Below are 24665 nucleotides of genomic sequence, written 5' to 3'. Positions count from 1 at the left end.
GTTCTTGTTTTCTTTTTGCAACACTAAGATAAGTGAAAATTCTGACATGGCAAAATCCTGGGCAACTTTTTGTTGCTCAGGAACTTATAAATAAAGTTAAATTATAGTGTTGCGGAATTAAGGTTTTTGAGTGATACTCCCAGATATGGATATTGGGATCATCCTTGAACTTGCCCACCTTACTCTGCATACCAATTAGTGGCACATAGATGCGCTGATGTTCACGTTGTGCCTCTTCGGGCGATTGGATTAGGCGTATTGTCTTCAACAAAGAGTCGAATTCCGCATAATGCGTATTGTCATAGAATCTTGTAATTTCAGAAAACGGGGCTATGACAAAGTCATTTGCCGGTAGGCTCTTGATATAACTTTTGAACAAATCTGCAAGTTGCGAATATGTTATCAACAAATCATCCTGTCCGTCCTTCATCCATTTTTCTATGCTTTGTACATATACGTCATGATCTTGGCATACTTGAACGAATTCACCAAAGTCACCGAAATTTTCGAACAACACAAAGCGTATTGGATAGCGGTTACGGAGAGAACTCTCCGCACCCGTCCAATTTTTGTCAATCTCTATCTCCTGATAAAGGTCTTCCAATGATTCGTACTCCTTATACATAGACTATTCGTTTATCTTGTCCAACAACCATTCATTTCCTTCATCACATAGTTTGTATAGCAATGCCTTGGCATCTTCGATAGACACAATATCAGCAATGTGCATCTTGGCTTGCTTGCGCTTCTGGTCAATTACGTCTGGGTCTACAGGCGGTATCGGCGGATACACAGGTGGGACTGGAGGCAATGGCGGATCCACGGGAGGTTGTGGTGGAGTTGGTGTCTTTGACGATTTCCACTGCAAAGCCTTTTTCTCCACTTCCTCTTCCGTCCAATATCCCACTGTAGACTGTAAGTTCTGCTCTATGAAAAGCTTCACTTCGTCCACTTCGCTCTCCTGTATATTGATGAAGTCAAGTTGCATCAAGAAGTTTTTAAAACCATCAGAGAAGGCTGCATCCACATTGAGGATGTTTTTCATCTCATAACGCAAATCCGAAATAAGGTCTATCGTTTCTTTCACCAATGCAGGATTACGCAAGTCGCGCTCCATGCAAATGGTTACGATGTTATCTATCAGCTTTTTCTCATCTTTCGTAATTGTTATAATCACAGGAAGATTTGCAAAAGCTGCCTCAGAGGCATACTTTACCGTCCAAAGCGGATAACCCTTCTTGCCAAGAAACTCTGCTGTAATGGCATAACGAGCGTCTTTCAGACTTGTAACATCAGAATAATCATTATTCTTATTGTTTAGCTTGAAGAGAGATACGAGGTCCTTACACAGTTTTCCCTCTTCTGGAGTCTGAAACTTGAAATTAAGCTTACTGCTCGATTTCTTATCGTCCCACACCTTGAACAACCACACGATATCGTCAATCAGGGCGTTCTTATCGCGTGGCTTACCCTGCATATCGAAAATCTTGTTGGCCCATGGTCTCAAGGCAAACGCCATCATAGCCATGGCAGCAAAACTTCCGTAAAGACCGTAGGGCGATTTTTGCAGAACAGAGAACTTGTCGTCGAAATTAAACGGAAGACTCTTGTCTGCATACTTAATGATATTCTGCACTTTATCATAGACCACCTTGAACGGATGATTCTCAGGCACGTCAATCTTCCACGCCAGATTATCATCGAGACACTCCTGAATGAGATATTGCACAGGGCGCATTTGTGCGGTAATGGTAGCGAGCTCTCCCTTTGAATTTGCGAAAAGGAACGTACGCACTATCTCCTTTGAGTTTTGCTGGCGCCAGAAAGTGGATGGCGTTTTTTGCCTCAACAACTCGCAAGCATCGGGGCCATACGGGAAGATGATCGGCGCAATCACACTATTGACAATGCTTGACAGGTGCTTCACCGACACTGGTTGTTTTTCCTCCCCATTGATATAAACAATAGCATTACTACGCAGAATGCTGTCCATCCATTCTTTAACCATAGATACAGCATGGTCGCGATGCACTTTTTGCTGGTCCATAAAGCCATGGCTACTAGCGCAGGCATAGTTTGCCTGATACTCAATAAACTGCTCATACTTAGCATCAGTGAGCACTTCGTCGAACACAAGGAAAACTATATTCTTCAAGTCCTTATCGCTCTCATCCTCTGCGCATTTTTCCGCAAAACTACGAAGCACCCCTAGCTCGGTGTTATTTCGCGCCATCAGCAGTGCAAAGAACAAGGCACTCGTTTTGGTTTCCTTACGGGCGTTTTTTATCTGACTTCGTAACACAGCTTCGTTCTGATGGTCTGAGAAAAACTTAAAGTCATAAGGCCGTATGACTCTTTGCATAAATTTTCCTCTAAAGCTATTCTCCGCTGCGTCCGAAAAAGCAAGAATTTGTTCCGTAAACTTAAATTGCACATTACGCATTTCGTTCTTCTTTTCTTCAATCTCTCCTGATGGCAAGGCGGAGAACTGAACGGAATACAAGCCACCAGGAGCACGCTGAATAATACCCTGCTCATTAAACCATTGCAGAACCACATCAAACTGATCGTCGTAACGCGTTCCTGCAAAAAGAGCATGAATATTATCCTCCGAGGGAGTAACCAAACCATTGTTGTTCTCTCCAGAAACATTATTGAAAGCGTTGAGCAACAATATTCCCTTAAATACAGCGAAGTAGGCAGCGCCCTCATTGCTAACCTGCAGCTTATAGGAGTTGTAACGCTCTGTTACGGCTCCATAGTTTGTGACATCGTCTTGGAACACCTTCAACACATAGTCCCACAAATAGTCTGCGGTGATAGTATCACGGTTCAGGAAATATTCCTCACTGTCAAGGAATTCTCGTATAGAGTCGTTCTGGCCTAAAAACTCGAAAACACTTCTGCTTGATGATCCAACCACCGTAGCATAATGGGTGGCAAGATTAGCGGTTCCTGGATGTAAGGGGAACAGGTTGAACAGATCCTCACGAGTAGATTGTTGATCATTGCTTGTTGCCGTGAAGATGTCAAGCAATTGCGGATTCATCGTGTAGAAATGCTGGCACAATTGCGTATGGCGCTCCTTGTCAAGGATATCAAACTTACGCGACATAATCTTAAACGCCGACACCGACTCCATATTGTATTTCATTCGGTGATAGCGACCATCTGTCTGCTTCAGCTGTTCAGAGTCTACTCCATTAAAGGCAGACGGATGTGAGATGAGGAAAATGTAAGAATTACTGTCCTCATTCATAAATTTCTGCGCCACTTCCTGCAACTGCTTAAGCACAGGAACTCCAATGGCATCGGTCATTACATCGGTAAACTCATCCCAAACGATGAGCAGACCATTGTAAGTCCCAAGTTCTGCAAGACGGTCTTGTATCTCAGTAAGCCATTGCTTTATATTGTCGTTATTAAGACGGATATCGAGCTGAGCCTCGCGCAGCGTGTCGCTTACGCGATGGAAAATGCCAAGATCTCCTGTCGACAAGCTTTCTACCAACTGATTGCTGTCGGCTACTACAGACGAAAGGGCAGTATGCGTTTCTATCAAATGATTCCATATCTCAGGATTCTGACGGATTTGCTCAATATAATTTTCATAATCCGTCGGCACGGCTATATTTATCTTGTGCTTGTGGAGCGTTTCCGTTACTGCTTTTTGAAGCACAAGAGCCAAGTCGCCAGGATGGGTCATTGCGCCCAAGCCATACACATTAACCGTTAATAAGCGCTTTGTTTCACGAAGCGAATATATGGCCTGGCGGATAGCAGCAAACTTAGCATCCTTGTACTCATAGTCAACCCAGTTGCGGATCTTGTCCACCTCGTCACCAAGCAAGTGGCTGATTACTGCTACGGCATGGCTCTTTCCTGTACCGTATGTGCCATTAATCCAAAAACTCTTGTGGTTATCGATGTCGTTTCCACGCACACTCTTTATAACAGTGCGCAACACATTGTTAAACTGCTCATTAGGGATAAATGAGATCCATTCACCCTCTTTCTCTTCAGCTATATCGTATGCAGCCTTGCCGCCACGAAGCTTTATGATGTCGTCATACTTAGTAGCCATAAGCGTATGATTGTCGTTTTATAGTTTTTCAGTTAGGTATCGTTCAATGATACTTCTTTTTAGGTATTCTCTATTTTCAGCATCTTGTAATAAATCCCACAGCTCATCATCCAACTTCGCATAAAGCAAATTCTCTCGGAGATATTTGGCTGAAGGGGTCACTGCTTTAACTGGAGGTTCTAATCCTTGTTTCCAAATCAGATGATAAAACATGGCACTGTCAAGATGAAAGAACGGTCAAACAAAAAAAGAAATCTCATATCCTTTTTTATTTCCGTTGACTTGTTCATATAATTGACCAAATCTCTTACGAACAAACACATTGAACAAGTCAATTTTGTTTTCATTCAACTCTTGAAATTCTATAGCCTCCATTATAGCTATCAAATAAAGAGGTTTTGACACTGCTATTTTCCCATTTACACATCCTGTGTGAACAGAAAGCACCATGTCATCATATGTTGACAGAAGCACATTTCTCATCTTATTTTGTTAGCTCTTTTAACACCTTCATAGGAGTCAAATCATTACGAAGAGTAATGTGGTCTAAACCCATAGTTAGTTCTGCAACCAAAACACGGTTACTTTCCGCACTAATTGTTCTGAGTTTTCTAAGAAGATCTTGCTTTGATGTTCCAAATTCCTTGAAAATGCCATGTTCCGCCTCATTATTATACATATCAGAAACCCTTAGCATTGAAAGCTCACGTTCTTTTGCAAATTTATATATAGAATAAGCTACAGCTTCAATACTCACATCATCATACTCGCTCCGTCTAAGTCCTTCTCTTCCCAAATCCATGCCTTGCAAGCATTCGTCGCCAACTGGAGTTTTCTTCATCATATCACATAATGCAATGGCTGCATTACCCACAGTTGTAATAGAACCTGAAAAACCTTCGTTGGAAATCTCCTCCTTAATCATTTTTCCATTGTAAACCTGATTAGGCTTTATATTATTACAAAACCATTTTACGATGTATGAATTGTAGGAAAGATTTATAAAAACTATCTCCCAAAACAAAGAAGGATTTTCCGCATAAATGGTTCGCATCAATGCGCCCAGCTCAGTTAAATTATTCTTCTGATCTGTAATTTCTGCATCTCTCATCCATGCTTTAAAAGAGTCCACCTGGGCTGTTCCCAAGGTATTATCTTTCCAAAACTCAACGGGATCAATAAAGTATTCATCTACCCATTCATCGCGAAGTCCAAATTTTTTATATCCTTGAATCTTCGTGTTTATTTTTCTTTCTGAATCTGTTATCATACGTATACAATCCGCAGCTACACATCCACGGTCATGTGTATTAAAACATTTATGACAGTGAATGCATTTTGTTTTGTCTATAGTTATTTGTGGCACAATTGAGAGAGCACCTGTTGGACAATCAACCTCGCACACCTCACACTGTACGCAATATGCCGTTTTATATGTTAAACGTCTTAAAAGATACACCAGTTCGTTAGGCAAGCTCCCTTTAACTTCAAGGGTTGACTTTCCGCCAGATTCTGCTATTACAAATGGGAAAACATTCTTCTTAAAATGTAATTCCCCCTCAAAACCTTTGCTTGTATTCTTAATAGAATAAGAGCAAAGAGCTGGCAACCACTTTAGAAAAGAATGCTTTGCATCTGTTATTTCAACCATGAAATTTAATGGTGAAACTCCCGTTTGGAATTGAACCTTAGAAATTTTTTGTTTTCTATCCCCTAACGGTTTTAATTTCCATTTTCTTTCCGAAAGGAAGTGACCGAAGTCTAAGATTTTCACTTGCGAAGCATATTTTTTAAGTCTTTCCACAAATGGCTGCAAATCATCGGGATATTTTTCTTGTATTATCATATCATCCCAAGATGTTGAGAATGGACATATCAAACACCCGACTCTAGCTTTACCACTACGATATGCAGGATTTACTGGCAAGCCTCGCTCAAAAAGGTATAAAAATATCTCTACCGAATTCCAACTTATAATCGGATGAGCATTATAGATATAGGTATGTTTACCTTTCCCTAATCGTTGATAATTTTCCCTTCTTACAGACTCCTCCGCTCTTACCCCATCGAAAGTGAGAACTCGCGCCTGCTTATTTCCTTCCACTTTCAGCATTCGATACAGCGGAGCCGTTTTCATCACCGAGCAGCACCATCTATGATTGTCACTTGGTGTGCCAATCTTGTCCCAATAGTTAAGTACCGACTCGTGGTTGCGAGCCGTAAGGAAACGTAGTGAAGGAAACTTCTGTTTATAGTGCGCCTCTACATCTTTGTAAAGGGCCAGAGAAGGAGGAAGCTCATAGCCTGTATCGCTATAGATGACCTCGAAATCGGTTGGCGGAATAGCGCGAGTACAAAGATCAAGTACCACCTGTGAATCCTTACCACCAGAAAAGCTTGCTATGAAACGGTCTATCTTGGTAGAGAGCAACACGCGTTTTCCCTCTTTCTCGGCCGTAGCAAGTGGCATAATATCAAACGAGTCACAGTCTTGCTTCACAACGGCCATCCGCTGCTTGCTTTTCTTTTCCACTCGCTCAGCCATAGCCTCAAAATCAAGCTTGTTGGCCTCAGCCTTATCATAGGTTTTATTGGCTTTAGCATAAGCCAAATAGGTGTCTCGAATGAACTCAATCGCTTCATTCTCCAATACAAACATCAAATCGGACGTGCGTCGAAGCATAGCCTTGACATCAACAGGTTCAAGATCCATAGGTTCTATTCCGGGTTGCATTTCCAGCGTAGGCTTTGCATAGATATTAGCACCCTTGGCATCAAAGAGTCGAACACCACGATACCAATACTGTTTATTGACGGCCCACATTATAGGCTCCTCTGCCTGAGGGTAGGTCCATCCCAACTTGTCAAGTCCCAACAAGTCAAGCTCCTCAAAGAACACAGGACGAGGAGAGATACCTAAGGTACCTTCCACAATTCGAGAGTGAAGCTGTACTCCTCCTGTTTCCTTATCCCATGTTATTTTGTACACTTGATTCTATCTCCTTATTTTCCCGATAGAATCTCCCAAATCTCGGAACGAAAAAAATCAGATATACCTATAAAAAAAGAAAAACGTGGGGATTCAGTCCTTGCCCATCCCACGTGTCCAGGCCTTCGCATTGCCCTATTCGCAGAGAAGGACAATGCAGAAAGCCCACGTATGGATATATTATTCCCATACGCGACCAATCGTACACATACAATGACTGTATATATACAACAAATCACGATAGGATAAAATACACCTACCGTGAACATCTATCATTGTCTCATCCTTTTGCGAATAAGTCTTAAGTTGCGAAGTTAGGACACGCAAAGAATAAGCGTCAGATAAACGCTCTTTTCAATAAGTAGCACCCACCCGCTTCTCCCCTTTCGGGCTTTCTGCGGATGTAATGCTTTGCAAAAGTAATAATAAATTCTTTATCAGGTAAATTTGTCCACTTGTTTTTTATTGCTGTATATAAAATAAAGTATGACGGAAGGAATTGATTAATGATAATTGTGTAAATTTGCGGTTGAATTATATAAAGTTACATATCTGCACTAAATATGACGACCTATGAATAATAAAATCATTCGTTTTTTCAATTATGAATCTGCTTTTGACTTCTATACAAAGAAAATAAAAGACATGAAGCAAGGCAGTATCAAACGAAGCGGCATAAAGAAAATCGCCAAACCAGTCCTCATCCTATCAATAATACGGGGCATTGAAAACGGGACTTTCCGATATAACAGATTTATTTTCGAGGACTTGGAAATAATTTACAACAACATATTCGAGCAATATACGATAATTGCCCAACAAAGTGAGAAAACAGATCTCACTTATCCGTTATATTATTTGCAAACAGACGAGTTTTGGCATCTCAATTTTTACAACGACTCCGAAACACGAACCACCTCTCCATCTACAGCTTGGGTAAGAAAGAATGTAGAATATGCATACATCGATGAAGAGTTATGGCTTCTGCTACACAATTCCGATTACAGGCTCCGCATAAAGAACTTCATAATTGAAACAAAAATCAGGAGCATAAAAGAGAATCACTCGCCGCTCATCAAACAATTTATCGGATGGCTATTAGCAATATAATATCTACGACCATACATCATAAATAAATTTCTGGCAAATCAAAACTCAGCAGCGTCTTTCGGAAACTCTCGGTAGGTTGTTGATTCCACCACAAAGTTGACGATTTTGCAGGGTGTATGGTAAATATATGACACTCTTGGTATGTCAGGAATTGCAGGAAGTAAAACATTTCAAAAAGCAAAAATACAGGCATGACCGTTGGATAATTATCAAAAATGCCGTAAATTTGCTGATTGAATAATAAATGCAGCATTATGGCAGAGAAATACATCAATCCACATACTGATTTCGACCGCGACATCGTGAATGCCATACGGACTGCGGAAAAGAAGAAATATGCAGAAGGACGTGCAGAAGGACGTGCAGAAGGTGAGAAAAAGGCAAAAGAAAGAATAGCCTCCAATCTTCTGGCTCTTGGAGTGCCTATAGAAACTATCATGCAGGCATCGGGTTTGTCTGAAGAAGAAATAAAGAATATCCAATAAGACATCTTTTGCCTGTCTATAATGAACAATAGCCCGTTATGGCGAATTAAAAAGCAAAATCCACTCTTCCAAAAAACGAAATCCAAGCAAGCACTTATGACCGATTTGGGGGCAGAATTGGGCACGCTGCTTGCCCAACTGGGGCAACGTGCTTGCCCATCATGGGCAACGTGCTTGCCCCAGTTGGGCAGATTTGCTGTCAGACGTCTGCCCAATAAGTTAATGTTGCAACACCCATATTCCTGTTTTCAGGATTCCGCCAACGAGTTAAGCATTACTATATTTTTTTGAGACTTCCATGATACTTCTGTGACACTTCTATGACACTTTTCTGTAAAGAAGAAAGAAAAGTATCATTGAAGTATTATTCTGGCTTTCAAGAGATTAGGTATGGAAAAAGTCTCGAAAATGATACTATGACACTTTCCTCCGGAAAAAAGTATACGTGTTACGTATTACAAGATGTAATGACCGATTTGAGATTATTGGAAAACAATAATGTAAGGAACCACCCTTTGGCTGCAATATGGTTTTCCCCATTCTATTTTAGGGATATCCCCTCAGTGGAGTTGGAGGGAAAACTATACTTTTGCCAGCGGAAAGAAAAAATTATTGTAGAACGTATTAAGAAAGGACCACTATTATGAAGAAGTTTATATTGGCAGCTCTGGCGATAATGACTATTGGCTGCACGGCTCAGGCTCAGGCTTATAAGAACAGCAGATATTACAACCAGCGAACTGGACATCTGGACTACTCCCGCCGACCGGGCACGGGACTATATCAGAGCGGCGAGAACTACTACGGACTGCGCATCGGACCGTCGTTTTCTACCGTGAGCTCCGACGACAAGACTCTTGATGGCGGCAACGCGCAGACGGGCCTCAACGTGGGTGCCGTGGTGGGCATAGCGTTGTCTGACCGTGCTCCGGTGTTTTTCGAGACGGGACTATACTATACCGAGAAGGGCGGCAAGAAGAAGCTCGACGACGGCAAGAAGATGACCTACGACCTGAACTATCTGGAGGTGCCGCTGACTGTGAAATATGCCTACCCTATCGACGACCACTTCTCCATCCAGCCTTTTGCCGGCGGATACCTGGCATGTGGTGTAGGCGGAAAGATAAAGAACTATCGCGAGAGAGAAGCAGACCCGTCGTTCTCGAGCGACCGCTTCAAGCGCTTCGACGGTGGACTGCGTTTGGGCTGTGGCGTTGCCTACGACATGTTTTATGCCGACCTGACCTATGACGTGGGTCTGGCGAATATCTGTCACGATGAATTCGACACGTCGCACAACGGATGTCTGACGCTGAACTTCGGAGTGAACTTCTGAGTTCCAAAATCTCAATATATATTTCCGGGCATGGCTTCTCGAAAGCGAGGGGTCATGCCTTTTTCGTTTGCCTATGCCAACGCCTAATAGAGTGATCATCTCTCTAATGATATTGACAAGCAGGGCTATAGTACCGAGTTCAGCTCCGCGATATTCTGTGATTAAGATGCTCGACAGGGAATAATAGGCGAAGCCGCTGTTGATGACCATGCAGTCGGCAATGCCACGATGCAGATTATCCAAGAATCCGATTAAGCGAGGGAAATGGGAATGAAAAGCCCCCAAAGGCTACATTCCTGATACGGAACAGCACTTTGGGGGCATGCCTATAGTCTATGGATTGCAAATACGCTACACGGTCTGCTTCTTCACCACCAGCGAGGCTCCGATGCTCACCACCAGCACGCTGACAATGAACACGAGCGACGATATGGCATCAATCTCAAAGAACTCATGGATGAGCATCTTCACACCGATGAACACCAGGAGAACGCAGACACCGAGCTTAAGATAGCGGAATCTGTCGGCTATCGCTGCCAGGAGGAAGAACATGGCTCTCAGTCCCAATATGGCAAAGATGTTGGAAAAGAACACCACATAGGGGTCGAGCGACACGGAGAATACCGCCGGTATGCTGTCGAAGGCAAAGATAAGGTCGCTGAACTCTATCACGAGCACCGTGACAAAGAGCGGAGTGAACAGCAGGCGTCCGGCACGGCGGATGAAGAACTTATCGCCCTCAAACTGAGGGTGAATACGTCCCGTCTTTGACAGCAGTCTCACGAGCGGATGCTTCTCCACATCCATCTCCTCTTTCTTGTTGCGGTTGAGATACATCTTCACGCCGCTATATACAAGCACCGCACCGAAGACGAGCAATACCCAGTCGAAACGGCTTATTATGGCAGCGCCAAGGAATATGAACACGAAACGCAAGACGATGGCACCGAGTATTCCCCAGTTCAACACATGCTGATATTCATTCTTCCCCACTCCGAAGGATGTGAAAATCATCATCATCACGAAGAGGTTGTCTACAGAGAGCGTCTTCTCTATCAGATAACCTGAGATGTATGACACCGTCATGTAATGGCGGTATTGCTGCAGACTCGACTCGAAATCGTCGGGATTGAGTTTCAGATGCGAGGCATAGCGCGAAGCCACTGCCTGGAGATCGCTGAAATTCTCTATTCCATGTACCATATCACCATGAAACCACAAGAAGACGGAAAACAGGAGCGCCAAGGCTATCCATACGGCAGTCCAGGTGCCAGCCTCACGGATGGACACCTCGTGAGCCTTCTTGTCGATTACAAACATGTCAAGCAAAAGGATTGCGGCGATGAAAACCACAAAACCTCCTAAAAACAGCATTTCTGATAATTCCATATTTAAATATTTATAGTTGACGAGTTGACAAAGGCGGGAGGAATATCCTCAAGCCTGTCTTCTCAAGCGGATGCAAAAGTAATTATCATTTGTTACAAAGTTGTTACAAAAACACTGATATTTAGACTTTTTAAGCTTGTCTGAAGAGTTTTAAGCCCTAAACAACCTATTAGAGATGCCGGAATTAGGATTTTTACACTAACTTTGCAGTCAGAATTAGCTTCACAATAAATGTATTACGTAAAAAAGAAGATGGAAATAGCAGGCTGCCACAAACTCAGTCTGCCCTACGAGAGCAAATGCACCAACCTGCACGGTCACAACTGGATCGTTACCGTATACTGCAAGGCCAGAGAACTGAACGAGGTGGGGATGGTGATTGATTTCAAGCATATCAAGAACAAGATACACGACTATCTTGACCACGGCAACTTCAACGAGCTGCTGCCTTTCAACCCTACGGCGGAGAACATAGCCAAATGGGTGTGCGACCAGATTCCGGAATGCTACAAGGTGGACGTGGAGGAGAGTTCCAACAATATGGTGACATACGTTAAGGACGAGGAGGAATGATGCGGATAAACGAGATATTCTATAGTCTGCAGGGAGAAGGACGCCACACGGGAACGCCAGCCGTTTTCGTGCGCTTTGCCGGCTGCAACCTCAAGTGTTCGTTCTGCGACACCGACCACTCCAGATACGTGGAGATGACAGAGGAGGAGATTGTTGAGGAAGTGAGGCAATTTCCGGCACGCTTCGTTGTCATCACCGGCGGAGAGCCTTCGATGCAGGTCACGGCATCGCTGATAGAGAAGCTACATGCGGAGGGATGCTATGTGGCAATGGAGACCAACGGCACATACGAACTGCCAGAAGACTGCCAGATAGACTGGATAACATGTTCGCCGAAAGGGAAACCGCTGAAGCTGCACAGGATAGACGAGCTGAAGGTGGTGTATGAGGGCAACGACGAAGGAGTGGACAGATATGCCAATGTAGAAGCAAAGGAATACCGCCTGCAACCATGCGACGTGAAAGACGAGACGCAGAACAAGGCAAACCTGCGGGGAACGATAGACTATTGTCTGAAGCACCCCAAATGGAAACTGTCGTTGCAGACACACAAGATAATCAACGTGAGATAAGTTTCAATACGCATCAACAAATATATTTCTGTTTGTTTTTTGGAGTAAATAAAAAAAATGTATCTTTGCATTATCTTATATACAAGTTTGTAATTAACTTATTTTGAACAACAGACAGAAGAACATGACACTATATCCGCTATTATTCGAACCCAACCTGCACACCGTGGTATGGGGAGGCGACAGGCTCTGCCCATATAAGGGACTCAAGCCGCAAGATACCCCCATCGGTGAAAGCTGGGAGGTGAGCGCCGTACCGTCGAGCACAAGCATCGTGAGCAACGGCGAATGGGCAGGCAAAGAACTGACAACCGTTATCGACGCACATCCGAAGGAAATCCTGGGCGAATCGGTGAACAAGCTGTATGATGGCAAGATGCCACTGCTCGTGAAACTCATCGATGCCAAAGGAGACCTCAGCATTCAGGTGCATCCCAACGACGAGATGGCAAAGAGAGTACACGGCAAATCGGGAAAGACAGAGATGTGGTATGTCATCGACGCCAATCCCGGCAGTTATCTGTATGCCGGATTCAAATCGAAAATCTCTGAATACGAATACAAGAAGCGTATCGCCGACGGCACCATAACCGACGTGCTTGCCCGCCATGAGGTGAAGGCCGGAGACGTGTTCTATCTGCCGGCAGGCAGAGTACACGCCATCTGCAGCGGCATCCTGCTTGCCGAAGTGCAGCAGTCGTCAGACGTCACCTACCGCATCTTCGACTACAACAGACCCGGCCTGGACGGGAAACCGCGTGAGCTGCACACCGAACTGGCTGCCGAAGCTCTCGACTTCAATGTGGAGGACGAATATCGCACTATATATAAAGAGGATGACAACCGTGCCAACCTCATCATGGATTCACAGTTCTTCAGCGTAAGAGTGGCTGAACTGACGGAGCCGTTCCACCGCAACCTGCTGAAATACGACAGTTTCATCATAACGATGTGTATCAAGGGCGACTTCAAGATAAGGATAAGAGAGACAGGCGAAGAGACGACGGTGAGAGAGGGATACAGCTGTCTTATCCCTGCCGCCATCGCCGACTACGACGTGGTGCCGCTAAACGGGACCACAAGGATTCTCGACGCATTCATCGACAACAAGAAACGCGATCTGGGACACCGCATAACGCGTTTTCTCCACCTGTCGAGCAAATAAACCGACCACAACAAACCCTAATGACAGATTGGGCTTGAAACAATATCTTATGGTCATGATGACCGTTTGACCAAAACCGGTCATTAGGGCTTGAAGGAGCCGGCATACCGCTTGCGATATGCCGCAAGTGCAGTTCATGGAGTGAATTAATGCTAATTGTTATTAATACACTTCATGAATTCTTTTTTATATATAATATAAAATGTATCTTTGCATACATCTTTACCAAAGAAACAGACATACAAAAACATTTCAAAAATACAATTATGGTTAGCAACAACATTCCTCAGGTCAAGCTGGGCATCATCGCCGTCAGCCGTGACTGTTTCCCTATCGCGCTGTCAACACAGCGTCGCGAGAACATTGTAAAAGAATACACAGGTGAGATTTTCAACTGCCAGACCACCGTAGAGAATGAGCAGGACATGCTCAAGGCCGTTGCCGAAGTGAAGGCAGAAGGCTGCAACGCCCTCGTGGTGTTCCTCGGCAACTTCGGTCCGGAAACACCGGAGACACTTATTGCAAAGGAGTTTGACGGTCCGGTGATGTTTGTGGCAGCTGCCGAAGGCGACGGCGACATGATAAACGGCCGTGGAGACGCATACTGCGGTATGCTCAACTGCTCATACAATCTGGGCATGCGCCATCTGAAGGGATATATCCCTGAGTATCCGGTTGGAACGGCAGAAGAAGTGGCAAAGATGATCAAAGACTTCGTGCCGGTGGCACGCACCATCATAGGTCTGAAGGGTCTGAAAATCATCACCTTCGGTCCTCGTCCACAGGATTTCTTCGCTTGCAACGCTCCTATCAAGGGACTCTATGAACTGGGCGTGGAGATAGAAGAAAATTCAGAGCTCGACCTGCTCGTGGCTTACAAGGAGCACGAGAACGACCCTCGCATCGACGCCGTATGCAAGGAAATGGCAGAAGAGATGGGCGAAGGCAAATATTACCCGGACCTGAGCCGCCGCATGGCACAGTTTGAGCTTACTCTCCTTGACTGGGCAGAGCAACACAAGGGTTCCCGCCAGTATGTGGCATTCGCCGACAAATGCTGGCCTGCATTCCCAAGCCAGTTCGGATTTGAGCCATGCTACGTGAACAGCCGTCTGGCAAGCCGTGGCATCCCTGTGGCCTGCGAGGTGGACATCTACGGTGCTCTCTCAGAGTTCATCGGCATCTGTGCTTCTGACGACACGGTGACTCTGCTCGACATCAACAACTCCGTGCCTAAATATATCTACGACGAGGACATCACCGGCAAATACGACTACCAGCTCACAGACACCTTCATGGGCTTCCACTGCGGCAACACTCCTCAGTGCAAGATGTGTTCTGCCCGTGCCATCAAATATCAGCTCATCCAGAACCGTCTGCTCGAGAACGGCGGCACTCCCGACTTCACCCGTGGCACTCTGGAGGGAGACATCGCTGCCAGCCCAATCACATTCTATCGTCTGCAGTGTGACTCTGAGGGCAATCTGCGCTCTTATATCGCTGAGGGCGAGGTGCTCGACGTGCCTACACGCTCGTTCGGCGGCATCGGAATCTTCGCCATCCGCGAGATGGGTCGTTTCTATCGCCACGTGCTCATCCAGAAAGGATATCCTCATCATGGTGCCGTTGCCTTCTCACATGTCGGCAAGACGCTCTTCGAGGTATTCAAATATCTCGGCATCAAGGATATCGCTTACAACCAGCCTAAGTCTCTCCCCTACCCAACGGAGAATCCATGGGCATAAGCCCAAACGGCCATCAGGGCTTAAGAACAAGGCCCAGACTGCAAGACTACGTTATCCAGACTGCAAGACTACGTTATCGTGACTTGCAGTAAAACTGATACAGACTGCCTGTTATAACATTCTGATTTGCGAGATGACAGTTCATACTGCAAGTCAGCTGAAAGACACAGACAGAAAAGATAAACCCAAGATACGGAAAATCCCGTTTTCTGCAAAACTCAAGCTTAGCTTCGTTTGCCGGAAACGGGATTTTTAGTTTATCCCCATCGGTCATTAGGGATTGCCAGGTTATTGACTCCATAGGTCATTAGGGATTGCCAGAAGTTTGCCCCCAATCGTTCGTTAGGGCTTTCCGGGATATTAAAAAGCGGACAATGGAATCCGCTGAAACCATTGTCCGCCCTGACGATAACTAAATAAACATTTATTGATTTTTACAAATCAGAACATGAGAATTTTCATTTGATACATCATGTCAGTTCGCTTTCACGAACATGAACTGGTGTGTGATGTCGTTGAAGTAGATGTCGTATGTTCCGGCAGGAATAACGATATTGTCACCATTGGCCTCTGCTGTATATATCATACCGGCGAGAGAAGTAGTCTTTCCACCCCAGCTGATAGTCCATTCGTGGTTAGAACGGAACTTCAACTCTGTCTCTGAAGAGAAGGTGTGGTTGATATACCAGTTGTGTGGTGCAGTCTGCTCCATGTCTACATCACCCTTCCATTCGTTGAAGCCTCCGATAAGGCTGACGGTATTGAATGCTTCAGGAGACTGGTTGTCGAGCTTTGTCCATGAATAGGTCTTTGCCGCCATATCGATTGTCAGCGTGTAGTAAGCACCCTTTTCAGGACAAACGAAAGCATTGGCGCCACTGTTAATGAGAGCACCCTCCATGCTTTTATCTCCGTCGGAAACGCTACCCCATGCAACATCCCAGTTGCCGATGCCGGCACGGTTCCATATCTTCAGGTTGGCGTCGCCGGTCCACTGCGTTGTGATAGAAGCCTTAGAACCGCTCTCGTTGTAGAAAGCAACCTTAGAAGCAGACTCTGCGTTCCATCCATACACACCGCCTACCATATAATAAGAGTCTGCTCTTACCACACTGTAGCTGTAGTCAATCATGTTCAGCGTAATGACGTATGTGCCAGCCTCGGCAATCTTGCCGGCCTGTGGGTTATCAGTAACGAGAGTACCCTCGGCATCGGTAGAACCGTCCTTGACTGTACCGACCACACCCTGCTGCCAGATGTTGTTGGCATCAAGATTCTCCTGTGGGATAATCTTCCAGTACGTGTCGTTCTTTGTCGTTGTCACGGTGAATGTGAAGAAAGGATCCTCATAAACGTCCTTGTCAGAACGAGAGAACTTATACCCGGCAAGTTTGTTCACATCCGTAGTCCAGTCGTTGAAGTCGCCGATAAGATAATAAGCCTTAGAGATGAACGGAGCCTTTGGAGCCACGTTGATATTGATTTCTCCTGCATCCACGAGCAGAGCCTGTCCGTTTGCCATCACGTCAGAATATACGTGAACCTTGAAAGGACGAAATGCCGGACGCTTTCCGTAAGCCTTCACCACAGCGGTCTGCAATGCCGTGCTGTCCACTGTACCATCGTTGTTTGCCTCCAGAATCTGTGGCAGGTCGTATGTTGCAGCCTCATCAGTAGGAGTGATTATCATGCGGGTCTTGTTGAGCTCTGTTCCCTCTGGCAGAGCAGCCTCAGAGAGGTTGAAAACCTTCACGTTCTCACCAGGGTTGGCAAGGTTGACGTCGCCGGCAGCTGTCGCTGTGAAACCAGGAATGGTGATGGCGTTCTCCTGTCCAAATCCCTGAGGATTGGTCCAGTCGTCATAGTCGCCGTTGCAGCTTGCGAAGGAGAGTCCCACCAAAGCTGCCAAGCTATATAATAATGTCTTTTTCATTGTTGTTTGTTTTTTGTCGTTTGAAGGAGAGAGACAGGACTCAAGCGAAAGAGTCCCATCCACTCTCTTTCTGATTATAAGTTTATCAAACATGTCGGATATATAAGATTTTCAAGTCTTATAAAGATCCGGCAATTCCACCTTATTTCATCTCACCGGTGTTCTTGTCGAAGTTGACATAGAGTTTCTGACCAGCAGAGCATTTCACTGAATAATCATCGCCTACGTTTGTAGCCCAGTTGTCAACGATGTTGTCCTTGCGGAAGAACAGGCTGCCGTTGTAGAGAGTGAACTCTGTGCGCCACCACTCCAGTCCAGGGATGCGGATGTAAGCACGAAGCTCTCCGCTGGCTGTACAAGCAGGAGATACCCATTCGCCTGAATTGTCGGCAGGAGCCTGCATAGCGAGAGCATCGTTTGCCTCGTCCCAATTTCCGAAGGCTGCACCTATTACGTAAGCCTTGCCAGGATAGATGTGCAGAGTGTAGTTGATGCTCTTCTTGTCAGAAGACATAACACCATCGAAGTGCAGAACATACCATCCGCCCTTTGCAAGCACGATATTGTCGTCGTCGTTGCCTGAAACGCCTGCTTCAGCCTGGTCGTCGATGGTGATCTTTCCGAATCCGCGCCAGTCTTCCACGAAAGTGCCCCACTTGAATGAACCACCATCCGGTACGTAGACCATAGTGTAATACTGTCCTTCCAAACCATATACCGGAGCCACCTGTTTCCAGCTTTTCCAAGCGTCCTGGATAGAAGAGCCAACGACATAGAGACAAGCAGGATATTCAACGTCAGGTGCCTGATATTCGGCACGTACAGAAGAGAGAGTGATGACATTAGAATATGTCTCACCGAGATTCTCTATCATCGATCCGTCGATGATGGCACGCAGTCTGATATAAACAGGCATTGAAGAAGGAACGTCGGCATCAGGGTTAGCCTCCTGATAGAGGTCTACCAATGCGTTGTTCATCTCCACGGCGTTGGCTGCCATCTTTGCAGTTGTGAAAGAAGTGGACAGCTCCTTGAACTTGGCATCCTTGTTTCCTTCAGCGAATGTAGGGTCGATGGATACCTGTACGAAATAGCGCACTACGTATGGCACTCCGTCGCCATAGTTAGGCTGGGTGCATGTCAGCTCCACTCCGTCAGAATTGGCGAGGTCGTATGTGTTGCCAGCGTAAGCCGGTGTGTTGAGAACGAAGCCCTCTGCCACATGGCTCAAATCGAGCGTAGGGTTGCAGTCGTCGTCTTTGTCGCAGGATGCGAACAAGAACGGCAGGACGAGCAACGGAAGCATCATTATTTTATTTATATATTTCATGATACGTTTTCTTTTATGATTATAAAACATGTTTTCTATTCTCTCTCCCCCTGATTAATAACCAGGGTTCTGATGCAAGTTGGCGTTACCGGCTATCTCGTTGGCTGGTACTGGATAAACGTTGTAATGTGAATCAACACCTACTCCATTTTCCTGACCGCCCTTGAAGCTCCATACATACTGGCTGCTGGTGAAGAGACCGAAACGAACGAGGTCGCTGCGGCGGCGTCCTTCGAGATAGAACTCACGACACCACTCGTCGAGGATGTAGTTGAGGTCGACAGACTGTGCGATGTTTATTCTGTGGGCACGATCCTGCAGCTTCTGGATATCCTTCAGCGCACCTTGCTTGTCGCCGAGACGATAGAGAGCCTCAGCACGTGTGAGGTAGATTTCGCCAAGACGGAAGAGAGGAATGTCTGTATCACAGAAGTTCTCTCCATGAGCGGCAGCACCGTCGGTACGCACGTTAGACCATTTCACGATAGAGAGTCCGTCGAAGAAGTTCTTGATTGTCTTGTCTGGCGACAGGCGGCGCACACCACCTGCGAATCCTCCGTAGAGAAGTGCACGGTCGTCACCAGCCTTGCGGACCATCTCCTTAGTGCTTGCACCGAGTGCCTCGTCCATCTTCAGGATGTCTGCCTCTGTGAGTTTGGATGCGTCGAGGTTGTTGTCCTTCAGATATTTGTCGTATGACTTACTGCAAGCGTCGTTGTCGGCATTCACCACGTCGAGGCTTGGAATGAACTTGCCAACCATGTCTTTGCGTGCAAAGATACACTGCCATGGGTTTGACTGATAGTAGTAAGGCATTCCGCTGCAGCGTGTTCCGTTGATAAGCATTGTGGAACCACCATGACTACGTGCCTTTGCTCCATCCTGGCGGATAGGGAGGATAATCTCCTTCATAGCCTCCGGATTCTCGTCGTTGTCAGCCATGAAGAGCTGCTGATAACCGGTGTATCCGTTCTTTGGCTCCTTGGCGAGTTCGTAGACGTTTGCCGAGATGATCTTGTCGCAATAGTCCTTTGCCTTCTGGTAGTCGTTCACCTGTCCGTCGGTGTATACCATGGCGTTGAGTGCGAGACGGGCATGCAGAGCGTAGGCTGCACCGCGGTCGGCACGGCCGAAGTCTTTGCTGTTGCAGTATGCTCCCACTTCTTTCATCATTGGCTCTATGGCTGTCAGCTCCTGGTCAATCCAGTTGTAGAGGTCGATGCCTACCTTCTCGTCAGGCAGTTCTCCGTTGAACTCGAGTTTGAACGGTGCTCTACGGAAGAGGTCGAGGAACTCGAAGTAGTTGAGAGCACGCAGGAAACGAATCTCTGCAATCTCGTCGTCAGGAAGTTTGCCTGTCTGCTCAGAGATAAACTGGTTGTGAAGCGTGACATCATAGGCAAGGCGTTGGTAGCACCAGTTCACACGTGGAGAAGCTGATGTCCATGCCATGTTTGTAATCGGTGACATGTCTTCATTGTCCTGCCATGCCCATAGGATCTCGTCGGTGTTGAGTTCGTTGAGGTTGAACACCGTGCGGTAGAAACCGCTCTCACCCTCATCACCACTCATGTCACCGTTACCGTCAGGACCCTTCTGACCGGTGAGTCCCAATGAGGCATATTGCTTGGCAAGGAGCTGCTTTACATCATACGATGATGAAGTCTGTGGGTCTATTGGTGATATATTCAAGTCGTCGGCACATGACATTGTCCCTAATGTCAGGAAAGCCAAAGCCGCACTCTTTAAAATTATATGTTTCATAATTGTAGTTGTTTATTTTGTTAGTTGACGAGTTGACAAGGAGACGAGTTGACAAGGAGATTTGCCCTCCTCTGCCATATGATGCTTAGTAATTTCCAGTCCTTCCCTTTTGAGGGAGAATGTTGGTTTTCCAGCATCTTGTCTACTTGTATCTTGTCTACTTGTCTACTTAAAAATTAAAGTTAACACCGAGCTGGAAGCTGATTGGACGTGGATACGGATCGGTATCTACACCATTTGCAACCTCAGGATCGAGTCCCTTATACTTGGTGATGATAAATGGATTCTGCACAGTGAAGTATACACGGCCAGAGAAATAATCCTCTCCCGCATACTTGAGGAGTGCAGGGAATGAGTATCCAAGTGTGATGTTAGAACACTTCAGGAAGGAAGCATTGCGGATGAAGTAGTCGCTGATGCTGTTCATGGCAACTGTCTGTCCTGTGAATCCGAGTGATACGGCATCGCTGAGCACATTCTGGAAGGCTCCAGCCTGTCTCTTCAGACCCTGTTCACAAACTATAGCACAGTTAGCAAGATTGTGATAATATACATAGTTGCCGAGAGATGCTCTGAGCGAGAAGCTGAGGTCCCATCTCTTGTAAAGGAACTTGGATGTGAGACCCATTATCACGTCAGCTGCCGGACTCTTATAGTAGTAGCGGTCGCCATCGTCGATAGAACCGTTACCGTCGCGGTCTACGTAAACGCCCTCGATAGGTTTGCCGTTCTCGTCGTAAACCTGCTGATAAACGAAGAATGAGTTGATAGGATAACCCACCTTGTTGCGCTGCAACCTGTTGTTGTTACCACGGGCAGCCTTTGTGCTGTTGACCCAAACCCAGTCACTGTCTCCTGCTCTGAGGGATGTTATCTTGTTCTTGTTCCAACCCACATTGTAGGTAAGATCCCATGTGAAATCTTTTGTTACCACTGGTTTCACATCGAATGAGAGTTCAAGTCCGTAGTTGCGCAGCGAACCTACATTCTGCAAAAGTTCGTCACCGAGTGTCACTCCGGCATTTGTTGAAACATTAGCTAGAAGGTCTTTGGTGTTACGGATATATCCGTCGAGAGTGAATGTGAATCGGTTGTTGAGAGCCGCGAAGTCCAAACCTACGTTCCATGTCTCTGTCTTCTCCCAAGTAAGGTCTGAGTTATACTTGTTAGGACGCATGGTGTAATAGTAGTCGTTTCCGAAAGGATACTGTGCGAACTGGTCGCTCGTCACGTATACAGGAGCGTATACGAAGTCGTCGATACCGTTCTGCTGACCTGTCTTACCCCAGTCGAAACGTAGCTTCAAGTCGTTGAGCCATGTGGCATTCTTCATGAACGGCTCACTGCTGATCTTCCATGCTACGGCAGCTGATGGGAAGTATCCCCATTTCTTGCCCTTTGCGAAGCGTGAAGAACCATCGGCACGGAACGTTGCGGTAATGAGGTAGCGGTCGAGGAAGTTGTAGTTCAGACGTCCGAAGTAAGACACGAGCGAGTTGTGTGTTGCCCACTCCTTTTCACTTCTGAATGACTCATCGAAAGCCTCACCTGTCAATGGGTTGGTTCCCTTACCGTATTCGTTGAATCCTGAACGATGGTAGTGTGCCTGCTCTGCACCAGCCATGATGTCAACTCCATGGTTTCCGAATTCATGCATATACTGTGCGTATGCACTGCCTACTACATTATATTTATAGTATGCCATAAGGCCCTTGTAGCCATAGTAGTTGTTGCTGTATGAAGTGCGGCGTATGTCATTGGTCTGTTCTGTCTCTGTATACTGTGCACCGATACTTGCATGCAGACGGAGGTCTTCGAATCCGTGAATCTTGTAGTCCACCTCTGCATTGCCGCTGAAGTCGTTGGCATTTGCCAGACAATACTTGTTGTTAAGCATAGCCAATGGGTTCTGCGGAGTCTGAGAGTATGATGTCTTTGTCCAGTTAGGGTCGTTATACGAAGCGTTTACCAAAGTCTGGTAGTATCCTCCCACAACGCTGTATTCTGGGTCTGACATGCGCACCGGACGTGTCGGGTCCATAGCGATGGCTGCTCCTACGGCACCGGTGTCGGCATAGCGGTCTTTCTCATACATATACTTGGCTGTGATGTTGAAGTTCAAGTGGTTGTTGAGGAAGGTAGGTGCGATGTTAACGCTTGAATTGAAACGGCGCATCCAGCTTGTCTTCAGGATACCGTTGCCGATGTTGTATCCGGCGCTCACACGATATGGCATGTTCTTCAGACCGCCCTGCATGCTAATGCTGTGGTTTGTAGAAAGCGTGGTGCGCAGTATCTCGTCCTGCCAGTCGGTGTTGGCGGTGCCGAGGAGGTCACGGCTCATACCCAATGATTCGATGAGGTTTCTATACTCGTCTCCGCTGAGCACATCATATTTCTTAAGAGCCGTCGAAATGGTGAAGTCACCGTTGTAAGTGAATGTCGGCTTCTGTCCGCTGCGGCCCTTCTTTGTGGTGATGATTACGACACCGTTGCTGGCGCGCGAACCGTAGATTGCCGTTGCCGAAGCACTCTTGAGCACCGTGAAGTTCTCGATATCGTTAGGGTTGATATTGGCAAGGATGTTACTCATACCAGTCGCCGTGTTGTTGTCGATAACGAGTCCGTCGATAACATACAGAGGATCGTTGCTGGCTGAGAGAGAGGCACCACCACGGATACGGATCTGTGCTCCTGCACCTGGCATACCGCCTGTGGTCTGCACATCAACACCGGCCACCTTACCTACGAGCATGTCCGAGGCGTTGTTTGTGATACCCTTCGACAGCTCGTCTGGCTTCAAGGCTGAGATAGAACCGGTGAGGTCGGTCTTCTTCGCACGACCGTAACCGATCACCACCACGTCGTCGAGCTTCGTGGCGGCATCTTCCTTCAGGATGACGTTGATGTTCTGTCCTGCTGCCACGGATACCGTCTCGTATCCGATGTAGGAGATTTTCAATGTAGACTTGGCGTCTGCGTTGATAGAGAAATTACCGTCAATGTCGGTAATGGTACCGCCATCGGTACCGTCAACTCGGATGGTCGCTCCGATGATTGGCTCGCCGGTGGCATCCTTCACATGTCCCTTCACGACAACCTGTTGTCCGAAGGCACTTGCCGTCAAGAACAAGCCTCCCGTCAGGGCTGCAGCTCTCATGGCATTACTGAATCTTACCTGCTTCATTGTTAATAGTTTTTTTTATGTTACTAAATATATGTCCAATATATCCATACAAGCCCTAACGTTCTATAGGGCTTTGATGTTCATTTGTAGATTGCATTAAGGCATAATTTTCTCTCATGTTTGATAGTTGCTTGCAAATATAGGAGGTATTACAATACGTTAAAACTATTTTAACAAGGAAAAGGCATTTTTGTTAGTGCAAACGTTTGCACAATAGTATTGCATACAATTATTAAAACAGGCATCTGTAATGCTGCAAACAACTCTATCTAATTTATAAATATAAGAAGAAAATAATATAAGCCTATAAAAATGAGGATAACTTATATTGTCATATAAATTAAAACGATTATTTAAAATGGCATTTATGCGTAAACACTTGCATCTTCCTTCACCATAAAAGAATTACGAAATTTATGAAAATCTTCAATATGGTTTATCAGATTATCATAATCTTCAAGATTCTCTATTTCCTCACGTCTTGCCTTACTCAACTTACAAAATTCTTCCTCTTGTTCAAGTCCAGCAAATCGTCGCCCACATAGGTTAGCAGCTATACCTGTCGTGGAACTGCCACTGAATGGGTCAAGAATCCAATCGCCCTGATTGGTTGAGGCAAGAATCATACGTACGAGAAGACGCAATGGCTTTTGGGTCGGATGTTTGCCACACGTCTTTTCCCAACGGCCGATAGCAGGCATACGCCATACATCAGTCATTTGTTTGCCGTCATTCAGTTCTTTCATCAGTTCGTAGTTGAACTTGTGAGGTATTTTCTGCATTTTTCTTGCCCAAATTACAAACTCTGTAGAATATGTAAAGAAACGACAAGAGATATTAGCAGGAGGATTTGTCTTCTGCCAAGTGATTACATTCAATATCTTATAGCCAAGTTCCGTCAAGCACTTTCCATTTCTTTTGAAAGTATGGCAAACTTGCACTATATCACCATTTTCCTACACATAATCCACTTTTTGCAATCGTTTGCAAAAATGCATGGAAG

The 24665-nt window shown here is 45.8% G+C and carries 16 protein-coding genes and 2 pseudogenes; 7 read left to right on the top strand and 11 right to left on the bottom strand.

What is annotated here, in order from left to right; genetic code table 11:
- Positions 1-76: 76 nt before the first annotated feature.
- The 4 genes from ST42_RS06095 to ST42_RS06075 form a co-directional block, all read right to left on the bottom strand.
- Complete coding sequence (locus ST42_RS06095; protein ID WP_044072856.1) at positions 77-625, bottom strand: hypothetical protein; 549 nt, start codon at positions 623-625, stop codon at positions 77-79.
- A gap of 3 nt (positions 626-628) precedes the next feature.
- Positions 629-4084, bottom strand: a complete 3456-nt coding sequence (locus ST42_RS06090) for a hypothetical protein (RefSeq protein WP_044072855.1) — start codon at positions 4082-4084, stop codon at positions 629-631.
- 237 nt (positions 4085-4321) lie between these two features.
- Positions 4322-4567 carry a hypothetical protein gene (locus ST42_RS06080; RefSeq protein WP_044072854.1) on the bottom strand — a complete coding sequence of 82 codons (246 nt, stop codon included), beginning with the start codon at positions 4565-4567 and terminating at the stop codon, positions 4322-4324.
- A gap of 1 nt (position 4568) precedes the next feature.
- Positions 4569-7073: a phosphoadenosine phosphosulfate reductase domain-containing protein gene (locus ST42_RS06075; protein ID WP_044072852.1), complete on the bottom strand. Its 2505-nt coding sequence runs from the start codon at positions 7071-7073 to the stop codon at positions 4569-4571.
- Between the two features lie 573 nt (positions 7074-7646).
- On the opposite strand from ST42_RS06075, the gene ST42_RS06070 reads away from it, so the two are divergent.
- The 3 genes from ST42_RS06070 (at position 7647) to ST42_RS06055 (ending at position 10004) form a co-directional block, all read left to right on the top strand.
- The gene (locus tag ST42_RS06070) at positions 7647-8183 is read left to right on the top strand and encodes a hypothetical protein (RefSeq protein WP_044072850.1); all 537 of its coding nucleotides are present in this window, start codon (positions 7647-7649) and stop codon (positions 8181-8183) included.
- 254 nt (positions 8184-8437) lie between these two features.
- Positions 8438-8668: an RpnC/YadD family protein gene (locus ST42_RS06065; RefSeq protein ID WP_044065871.1), complete on the top strand. Its 231-nt coding sequence runs from the start codon at positions 8438-8440 to the stop codon at positions 8666-8668.
- A gap of 643 nt (positions 8669-9311) precedes the next feature.
- Complete coding sequence (locus tag ST42_RS06055) at positions 9312-10004, top strand: porin family protein (protein WP_022315649.1); 693 nt, start codon at positions 9312-9314, stop codon at positions 10002-10004.
- A gap of 84 nt (positions 10005-10088) precedes the next feature.
- Here the strand turns inward: ST42_RS06055 and ST42_RS13515 are convergent.
- Together ST42_RS13515 and ST42_RS06050 are read right to left on the bottom strand one after the other, a co-directional pair.
- Positions 10089-10235: pseudogene (locus tag ST42_RS13515) on the bottom strand (LysO family transporter); the annotation flags it as partial.
- 120 nt (positions 10236-10355) lie between these two features.
- Positions 10356-11393: a TerC/Alx family metal homeostasis membrane protein gene (locus ST42_RS06050; protein WP_022315648.1), complete on the bottom strand. Its 1038-nt coding sequence runs from the start codon at positions 11391-11393 to the stop codon at positions 10356-10358.
- A gap of 231 nt (positions 11394-11624) precedes the next feature.
- Between ST42_RS06050 and ST42_RS06045 the strand changes: the two genes are divergently transcribed.
- The 4 genes from ST42_RS06045 (at position 11625) to ST42_RS06030 (ending at position 15448) form a co-directional block, all read left to right on the top strand.
- Positions 11625-11966 carry a 6-pyruvoyl trahydropterin synthase family protein gene (locus ST42_RS06045; protein ID WP_042518701.1) on the top strand — a complete coding sequence of 114 codons (342 nt, stop codon included), beginning with the start codon at positions 11625-11627 and terminating at the stop codon, positions 11964-11966.
- Positions 11963-12538, top strand: coding sequence for a 7-carboxy-7-deazaguanine synthase QueE (locus ST42_RS06040; RefSeq protein WP_044072845.1), 576 nt, complete (start codon positions 11963-11965; stop codon positions 12536-12538). Before ST42_RS06045 ends, ST42_RS06040 begins: the two co-directional genes overlap by 4 nt.
- A 124-nt stretch (positions 12539-12662) precedes the next feature.
- Positions 12663-13703, top strand: coding sequence for a type I phosphomannose isomerase catalytic subunit (locus ST42_RS06035; RefSeq protein WP_022315645.1), 1041 nt, complete (start codon positions 12663-12665; stop codon positions 13701-13703).
- A 266-nt stretch (positions 13704-13969) separates the two neighbouring features.
- Complete coding sequence (locus ST42_RS06030; protein ID WP_042518705.1) at positions 13970-15448, top strand: L-fucose/L-arabinose isomerase family protein; 1479 nt, start codon at positions 13970-13972, stop codon at positions 15446-15448.
- 475 nt (positions 15449-15923) lie between these two features.
- Here ST42_RS06030 and ST42_RS06025 read toward each other — a convergent pair whose 3' ends face one another.
- The 5 genes and pseudogenes from ST42_RS06025 to ST42_RS06005 all read right to left on the bottom strand — a co-directional run.
- On the bottom strand, positions 15924-17381 hold the full coding sequence (locus tag ST42_RS06025; RefSeq protein ID WP_044072844.1) for an Outer membrane protein SusF domain-containing protein: 1458 nt from the start codon (positions 17379-17381) through the stop codon (positions 15924-15926).
- A 142-nt stretch (positions 17382-17523) separates the two neighbouring features.
- Complete coding sequence (locus ST42_RS06020) at positions 17524-18711, bottom strand: SusF/SusE family outer membrane protein (protein WP_042518708.1); 1188 nt, start codon at positions 18709-18711, stop codon at positions 17524-17526.
- Positions 18712-18765: 54 nt separating this feature from the next.
- Positions 18766-20475, bottom strand: coding sequence for a starch-binding outer membrane lipoprotein SusD (gene susD / locus ST42_RS06015; protein WP_044072843.1), 1710 nt, complete (start codon positions 20473-20475; stop codon positions 18766-18768).
- 169 nt (positions 20476-20644) lie between these two features.
- A complete protein-coding gene (locus tag ST42_RS06010; protein ID WP_044072842.1) occupies positions 20645-23662 on the bottom strand; it encodes a SusC/RagA family TonB-linked outer membrane protein in 3018 nt (1005 codons plus the stop codon).
- Between the two features lie 365 nt (positions 23663-24027).
- A pseudogene (locus ST42_RS06005) lies at positions 24028-24567 on the bottom strand (DNA-methyltransferase); the annotation flags it as partial.
- Between the last annotated feature and the right edge of the window lie 98 nt (positions 24568-24665).

Source organism: Prevotella pectinovora (genome assembly GCF_000834015.1).
In the GTDB taxonomy this organism is placed as follows: domain Bacteria; phylum Bacteroidota; class Bacteroidia; order Bacteroidales; family Bacteroidaceae; genus Prevotella; species Prevotella pectinovora.
Note: the sequence above shows the minus strand (reverse complement) of the source record. Positions and strands in the feature narration are given on the sequence as shown.

Coding starts and splice junctions, on each gene's coding strand:
- ST42_RS06090 (WP_044072855.1), bottom strand. CDS start 4,084: ATGGCTACTAAGTATGACGACATCATAAAGCTTCGTGGCGGCAAGGCT.
- ST42_RS06080 (WP_044072854.1), bottom strand. CDS start 4,567: ATGAGAAATGTGCTTCTGTCAACATATGATGACATGGTGCTTTCTGTT.
- ST42_RS06020 (WP_042518708.1), bottom strand. CDS start 18,711: ATGAAATATATAAATAAAATAATGATGCTTCCGTTGCTCGTCCTGCCG.
- ST42_RS06050 (WP_022315648.1), bottom strand. CDS start 11,393: ATGGAATTATCAGAAATGCTGTTTTTAGGAGGTTTTGTGGTTTTCATC.
- ST42_RS06095 (WP_044072856.1), bottom strand. CDS start 625: ATGTATAAGGAGTACGAATCATTGGAAGACCTTTATCAGGAGATAGAG.
- ST42_RS06010 (WP_044072842.1), bottom strand. CDS start 23,662: ATGAAGCAGGTAAGATTCAGTAATGCCATGAGAGCTGCAGCCCTGACG.
- ST42_RS06045 (WP_042518701.1), top strand. CDS start 11,625: ATGTATTACGTAAAAAAGAAGATGGAAATAGCAGGCTGCCACAAACTC.
- ST42_RS06055 (WP_022315649.1), top strand. CDS start 9,312: ATGAAGAAGTTTATATTGGCAGCTCTGGCGATAATGACTATTGGCTGC.
- ST42_RS06070 (WP_044072850.1), top strand. CDS start 7,647: ATGAATAATAAAATCATTCGTTTTTTCAATTATGAATCTGCTTTTGAC.
- ST42_RS06040 (WP_044072845.1), top strand. CDS start 11,963: ATGATGCGGATAAACGAGATATTCTATAGTCTGCAGGGAGAAGGACGC.
- susD (WP_044072843.1), bottom strand. CDS start 20,475: ATGAAACATATAATTTTAAAGAGTGCGGCTTTGGCTTTCCTGACATTA.
- ST42_RS06025 (WP_044072844.1), bottom strand. CDS start 17,381: ATGAAAAAGACATTATTATATAGCTTGGCAGCTTTGGTGGGACTCTCC.
- ST42_RS06030 (WP_042518705.1), top strand. CDS start 13,970: ATGGTTAGCAACAACATTCCTCAGGTCAAGCTGGGCATCATCGCCGTC.
- ST42_RS06065 (WP_044065871.1), top strand. CDS start 8,438: ATGGCAGAGAAATACATCAATCCACATACTGATTTCGACCGCGACATC.
- ST42_RS06035 (WP_022315645.1), top strand. CDS start 12,663: ATGACACTATATCCGCTATTATTCGAACCCAACCTGCACACCGTGGTA.